This window comes from Longimicrobium sp. (assembly GCF_036280135.1).
GTDB lineage: Bacteria > Gemmatimonadota > Gemmatimonadetes > Longimicrobiales > Longimicrobiaceae > Longimicrobium.
Map to the genome: position 1 here is coordinate 1 of NZ_DASURI010000279.1, position 5,681 is coordinate 5,681.

Annotated in this window: 7 protein-coding genes; 4 read left to right on the forward strand and 3 right to left on the reverse strand. The window is 70.0% G+C overall.

The window, feature by feature from the left end; genetic code table 11:
* The first annotated feature begins 309 nt into the window (after positions 1–309).
* Complete coding sequence (locus VFZ20_RS08795) at positions 310–1,845, forward strand: RtcB family protein (RefSeq protein ID WP_329683486.1); 1,536 nt, start codon at positions 310–312, stop codon at positions 1,843–1,845.
* 489 nt (positions 1,846–2,334) lie between these two features.
* On the forward strand, positions 2,335–2,955 hold the full coding sequence (locus tag VFZ20_RS08800; RefSeq protein WP_329683487.1) for a hypothetical protein: 621 nt from the start codon (positions 2,335–2,337) through the stop codon (positions 2,953–2,955).
* A gap of 59 nt (positions 2,956–3,014) precedes the next feature.
* On the opposite strand, the gene VFZ20_RS08805 is transcribed toward VFZ20_RS08800, so the two are convergent.
* Complete coding sequence (locus VFZ20_RS08805) at positions 3,015–3,335, reverse strand: hypothetical protein (protein WP_349264077.1); 321 nt, start codon at positions 3,333–3,335, stop codon at positions 3,015–3,017.
* Between the two features lie 140 nt (positions 3,336–3,475).
* Here VFZ20_RS08805 and VFZ20_RS08810 point away from each other — a divergent pair, with 140 nt between their 5' ends.
* Together VFZ20_RS08810 and VFZ20_RS08815 are read left to right on the forward strand one after the other, a co-directional pair.
* A complete protein-coding gene (locus VFZ20_RS08810) occupies positions 3,476–3,949 on the forward strand; it encodes a nuclear transport factor 2 family protein (protein ID WP_329683489.1) in 474 nt (157 codons plus the stop codon).
* A gap of 131 nt (positions 3,950–4,080) precedes the next feature.
* A complete protein-coding gene (locus VFZ20_RS08815) occupies positions 4,081–4,491 on the forward strand; it encodes a hypothetical protein (protein WP_329683490.1) in 411 nt (136 codons plus the stop codon).
* 117 nt (positions 4,492–4,608) lie between these two features.
* Here VFZ20_RS08815 and VFZ20_RS08820 read toward each other — a convergent pair whose 3' ends face one another.
* Positions 4,609–4,836 (reverse strand): AbrB/MazE/SpoVT family DNA-binding domain-containing protein, encoded by a 228-nt coding sequence (locus tag VFZ20_RS08820; RefSeq protein WP_329683491.1) that lies wholly within the window; start codon positions 4,834–4,836, stop codon positions 4,609–4,611.
* A 55-nt stretch (positions 4,837–4,891) separates the two neighbouring features.
* Positions 4,892–5,681, reverse strand: a 790-nt coding sequence (locus VFZ20_RS08825) for an AMP-binding protein (protein WP_329683492.1), incomplete at its 5' end; no start/stop codon positions are given.

The following is a 5,681-nucleotide window of genomic DNA, read 5'->3' on the forward strand; positions in this document are numbered from 1 at the left end:
CGAGGCTGGACCGTCGCGCGGCGCCGCTGCAGGCGGAGGGCATCCCCATCCTCTGCCAGGACGTCCCACCCATCCCGCCCTCCGGGGACTGAAACCACAACTGCATTCTCACGCAGAGCCGCAGAGGCGCGGAGTACCCCGGTTTCGCGCCGCAATGGGGTACTCTGCTGCCTCTGCTCCCTCTGCGTGAGAAAATCAGTTGCTTTTTTCCCGCCCCCGCTTCCGTTTTCGGCGAAGTTCCCTATCTTCCCTCCCTCGCGTTCGCCCAATCCTTTCCTCCCTCCGGGGCGGACGTTCTCCCGTATTGCCATGTCCCTGGACGCACGTCTCACCCGCGTGGACGCCACGCGGGTGCGCATCGACAATCCCTACGGGATCGATGCCACCCTGTTCGCCAACGAGCAGGTGCCGGTAGAGCCCGCCGCCGTCTCCGAGCTCATCGAGATGCTCGACATCCACCAGACGGTGGAGCGGTTCGCGGAGGCCTCGCCGGAAAGCTTCGAGCAGGAACCCGTCATCAAACAGGTGGCCGTCACGCCGGACTTTCACAAGGCGCGCGGCATTCCCGTCGGCACCGTGCTGGCGACCCGGGGCTTCGTCGTGCCGCAGACCATCGGCAACGACATCAACTGCGGCATGCGCCTGCACCTCACGTCGCTGCAGGCCGACGACGTGGCGGGCCGCATCGAGGAGCTGGACACGGCGTTCCGCCACCTGTTCTTCGAGGGCGGCCGCAACATTCCCATGACGCGCGAACAGCGCGAAACCATGTTCACCGGCGGCCTCACGGGGCTGCTGGACGCCACGCCGCGTTCGCTGACAGAAGGCCTGTGGTCGCTGTACCACGAGACGGACCAGGCGCGCGACCTGGGCCGCGTGGACCGGCGCGGCAGCCTGCCGGCCTCGCAGGCGTTCGGGCTGGGCGACTTCATGGGCCAGGCCGGCGTGCTGAGCCGCGACAGCCAGATCGGGAGCATCGGCGGGGGCAACCACTTCGTCGAGATCCAGAAGGTGGAGACCATCCTGGACGGCACCACGGCGCACGCGTGGGGCCTCAAGCCCGGCATGGTGACGGTGATGGTGCACACGGGCTCCGTCTCCATCGGCGCGCAGAGGGGGGGCTACTACCGCGACGTGGTGCGCCGCATCTACCCAAAGGGCATCAAGCATCCCGGGAACGGGATCTTCGTGCTGCCGGAGGGCGAGCGGTACGCGGATGAGTGGTCGCTGTTCTGGGATGCCGTGAACAACGCGGGCAACTTCGCCTTCGCCAACCGCCTCTTCCTGGCGCTGGCGGCGCTGCAGGGCCTGCGGCGCGTCTGCGGCGACCACGTGGACATGCGCCTGCTGTACGACGCGCCGCACAACTTCCTGTGGCGCGAGACGCTGGACGGCGAGGAGATGGTCATCCACCGCAAGGGTGCGTGCCCCGCGCGGGGGATGGAGCAGATGGCGGGGACGGAGTTCGCCTACTACGGCGAGCCCGTGCTGGTGCCCGGCTCCATGGGCGCGTCCAGCTTTGTGCTCGCCGGCCAGGGCAGCGCCGAGTCGCTGCTGAGCGCCAGCCACGGCGCGGGCCGCAGCCTGTCGCGCGGCGACGCGCTCAAGGGCAACGACGAGGCGTTCCGGGAGTTCATGGAGCGTTTTCGCGTGGTGACGCCGGTGGACCTGCGCCGGCCGGACGTGCGGCAGCGGCGCGACATCGTGGAGCGCAAGCTGGACGAGATCAAGCAGGAGGCGCCGCACGCATACAAGGGCATCGGCCCCATCGTGCAGACGCTGACGGACGCCGGCATCGCGCGCCCCGTCGCCGAGCTCACGCCCCTGATGACCATCAAGGGCTGAGCCTCCGAGGTTGATGTCGGGCGGACGGCATCGCTGCGGGAATCTCGCTCTACGCCCCGTGCCGGAATGCGTCATCCTGAGGAGCGCCGCGCGGGCTCGATGCGGCGCAACATGATGGCGCGACGAAGGATCTTGTGTGCGAAACTCGGGGCCGGCCTCATCGCGTGAGAGCCGGCCCCGTGCATTGGATGCAAGATCCTTCGTCGCGCCATGGTCCTGTGTGCGTTCGGGAATGCGCGGCGCTCCTCAGGATGACGCTCTCGCGGTGGGAGGAGAATGATGCGGGTGGGCGGGAGCCTCGCTCTACGTCCATACCCCAAATGCGTCATCCTGAGGATGACGCTTTTTCGTGGGAGGAAAGTTCCAGGACGGACGCGGATGGCGGATGGTGTTCTCGCCACCCTCTTGAACAACGCGCTCTGCTCGCGTGACGGGGCAGCCACCCCCGATCCGACACCCGTCCTGATTCGCGTCGACAGGCGTTCTCGGATGGAAACGCCCGTCGTCAGCCCGCCGCAGATCCCCTCGATCCGCAACTTCATCCACGAGCCGATCATGCGACTCTCCCTGCTTTCCCTCGCGGCCGCGTGCGTGGCCCTCGTTTCCGCCGATGCCACCGCGCAACGCATCGGGCCGTCGGTCGAGGCCGGCGTGGGCGTGAGCTCGGGCGGCGGCGGCGAGTACATCCACCGCGGCGGCGCGGCCCTGGACGGGGTCATCGCCACGCCGCTGGTGCAGACCGGTTCCGGCGCCGTCCTGCTCGCGTTCACGGGCACGGTCAACGGGCCCATCGCCATGGAAGATGTCTGCGTAGTGGCGCCCGACGACGCCTGCTACGCGGAGTATCCCACGTTCGTGTCGCTGGGCGTGGCGGCGGGCGTGCAGCGGCGGCTGGGGTCCAGCGCGTCGGCGCGGGTGCTGGCGGGGCCGGCGTACTACCAGGCCGTGGATGGCGGCGACGCGTTCGGCCTGCAGGGCCGCGTGGACGTGGCCAAGCCGATCCTTTCGCGGCTGGTGGTCGTGGCGTCCCTGCGCGGCACCGTGCTCCCCCGCTACCAGGGCGAGACGCTGCGCTTCGGCGCGTTCGGGCTGGGGCTGCGCATCCAGTAAGACGACGGATGGAGAACGAGCGAGCCGGCGGCGCCACGGGGCGTCGCCGGCTCGCGTGCTTAGGCGTCCGGCAGGGCCGCGAACCAGTCGGCGTAGGGCGTGTTGCGGGCCATGTGGCGGTTGTAGTCCGGCGCGCCGTCGGTCCACCAAGCTGGGCCGCGTTCGCCCAGCGCCACCTTGGCGACATGCACGGCCGCGCGCGCCTGCCGCTCGGCGTCCGCGTCGCCAGCGCGGCGAGCGGCGCCCACGCGCGAGCGGGCGCGCATGAGCTCGCGCGTAAGCCGCTGGCGCTCCTCCGGCGCCAGCGACGGATCGGAACAGCGCCACAGCCGCCCGCGCACCACGAAGTAGCGCCCGTCCGGCGTCACCGGGTATCGAATCGTTCCCCTCCCTATCGGCGGATGATCGTCATTCGCCCTCCCCTCGCATCCCCCGCGCCGCACGCCATGCTTGACGCGGCGCGCGCGAACGGGCACCGTAGCGGCATCCATCCATCCGTCTCCCGCCGCCGCGAGCCCGCATGCATCCCAACGCAGCCCTCATCGACCGCTTCTACGCTGCCTTTGCCGCGCGCGACGCCGCGGGAATGGCCGCGTGCTACCACCCGGACGTCGTGTTCACGGACCCCGCGTTCGGCGAGCTGCGGGGCGCGCAGGCGCGCGCCATGTGGGCCATGCTCGTGGAGCGCGGAAAGGATCTGGACGTCACCTGGAGCGACGTGCACGCGGACGACGCGACGGGCCGCGCGCACTGGGAGGCCCGCTATACGTTCAGCGCGTCGGGGCGGCGCGTGCACAACCGCATCGACGCGGAGTTCGCCTTTCGCGACGGCCTCATCGCGCGGCATGCGGACCGGTTCGGCTTCTGGCCGTGGGCGCGGCAGGCGCTGGGCCCCGCGGGGCTGCTGCTGGGGTGGACGCCCATGCTCCGCAACAAGGTGCGCGCGACGGCCCGCGCCGGGCTGGAGAAATACATGGCGTCGAAGGATCGCTGAGCGCCCGCTCGACGCCGCAGATACGCGTCCCGGGAGCAGATTTCCGCGTGAAGCCGTTGCGCGGGGCGGCCCGGGACGCGATCCTCAAGCAGTCCGCAGGACCAGTCCCCCACCAGCCGGATAGAATTTCCATGGCCTCGCAGGAACCCATCTTCCGCACGATCGACGTCGGCACCGGGCAGCAGATCACGCTCGCCGAGACACTGAGTCCCGAGGTGCGCCAGTTCATGGACCCGCCGCTCCCCAGCCACTCCACGGAGCTGACCATGAAGCCCGGCACCTTTGGCCAGGCGGCCACCATCACCGTGGACCTGGTGGCGGACACGATGGTGGTGCAGAAAGTCGTGTTCACGTACAACGACAAGAACCCGTCCTACGAGACGCTGCTGCAGGACTACACGGAGATGCTGGGCCCGCCGCACCTTACGGGCACGCTGAGCGACGCGAAGCAGAGCGCCAGCTGGTCGGACGCGTCCACGAGCTTCACGCTGTGGGAGCGCGGCAACAACACCGGCTCGCAGCTCCAGGACCTGCTCGCCTGACCGGATCGGGAACAGCCGCGCCCGACGCGCGGGACGTTGGCCCAGAACGAACTCGACAGCCACGGGAGCGACCCCGCGGCTGCCGAGTTTTTTGCGCACGATTTCTCAGAGCCCTCGTCAATCCGCGAGCTTGCGCAATGTCGTGCGATACCGGCCCCGAACCTCCTCGAAAGCCTGCATCGCGGGTTCGAAACGGGGATCGCAGGGAGTCAGCAGAACTCCGTGCTCCGTTTCGATGGCAAACAGCTTGTCGCCTGCCTCCACACGGAGCCGGTCCATCATGTCCTTGGGCAGCGTAACCGTAACCGAGCTGCCCGACCGACGAACTCTGATCTCCCTCACCATCCTTGCCTCCTCGTTGCGGAGATAGACAGATCACAGTCCTGGCTGGGATGCCCACTTAGACAGTGCTGGATGCCAGCATCTCCCGCAGCGCGCCCACGTCCGTCTTGGAGGCGTGGCGCGGGTCGCGAGGGATGCGGGAAAGCGGGACGATCTCGTCCGCGGGGAAGGGGCCCAGCGCGGCCGTGATCGCGGCGCGCTCCGCGTCCGTCAGCCGCCCGGACTCCGTCTCCACGCAGAGAAGGGCGCGCTGGCCCAGGCGCGGATCGTCGGCCCCGACGTAGGCGGCGTGGCGTACGCCGGGCACCTCCAGCACACGCGCCTCCGCGGCGCCGCCCCACCACACGCGGCCGTCCCGCCGCACACGCTCCTTTACGCGCCCCATCAGCCACAGGCGGCCGTCCGCGTCCCTCCAAGCGGCGTCGCCCGTGCGGTGCCACACGCGGGCGCCGTCGGGGATCTTGTTCTGCCGCTCCGCCTCCGGGTCGTTCAGGTAGCCGGGCAGTACGTGCGCGCCGGCCACCACCACTTCGCCCGTCTCCCCCGGCGCCACCTCCCACGCGTCCCATCCGCCGGCATCGAATACGATCGACCCGTCGTGCGGGCGCAGCAGCCGGAGCTCGATCTCCGGCACCGGCACACCCACGCAGATGCCGCCGGGGTGATCCGCATCGTCCCGGTGCGCCTCCATGGCCGCGAGCATGTCGCGCGCGCCGATGCCGGCAATGGGCTCCGCCTCACTGCTGCCGTAGACCACGTGCGGGTCGCCGTCCACGGTCGCGTCCAGCAGGCGCGCCAGCGGGGGCAGCACCGGCGCGCCGCCCGTGAACAGCGCGCGCAGGGGGATG